Source organism: Pseudomonas sp. JV245A, from assembly GCF_032424515.1.
Classification (GTDB): Bacteria; Pseudomonadota; Gammaproteobacteria; order Pseudomonadales; family Pseudomonadaceae; genus Aquipseudomonas; species Aquipseudomonas protegens.
In genome coordinates this window covers 1-442 of record NZ_VYKE01000548.1, presented here as the reverse complement: position 1 = coordinate 442, position 442 = coordinate 1, and the positions used below count along the sequence as shown (strand labels likewise).

At 69.7% G+C, this 442-nt stretch carries 1 protein-coding gene; it reads left to right on the top strand.

The window, feature by feature from the left end:
- The coding region (locus F6S12_RS32960; protein WP_315870018.1) for an energy transducer TonB at nucleotides 1-217 on the top strand (217 nt) is incomplete at its 5' end.
- Nucleotides 218-442: the final 225 nt, after the last annotated feature.

Here is a 442-nt window from a genome sequence, read left to right as displayed (position 1 = left end):
CCTGGACAAGAACCTGGAAGGCGACTGCACCGTGGAATACAGCGTCAACCCCCAGGGGCGGGTGGAGAACCCCAAGGTCATCGACGGTTGCCACCCCCTGTTCATGCGCCCGTCCCTGGCAGCGGTGGCGACCTTCCGTTATCAGCCGCGGCTGATCGACGGCCAGGCGGTAACGGTGCCGGCGGTGCGCAACACCTTCCACTACCGGATCAAGTAAGGCGCGGGGCAGGCATGGGCCCGTTGCCATGCAGGCAGCCTCTGGCTGACCGTGCGCGCCCTGGCTGGCCGAGCCTGTCCCCTTGGCTGGCCGCCAATGCCCTCAACCCCGGGGCGCGGGTGTCTTAGTGTGGCCGGGTGTGGTCCGCCGCTGTCGCCGGGGCGGGCCCCTTGCCCTGGCCGCACTGAGGACCGCCGATGCCCACTGTCACCCCCGCCTGTTTGC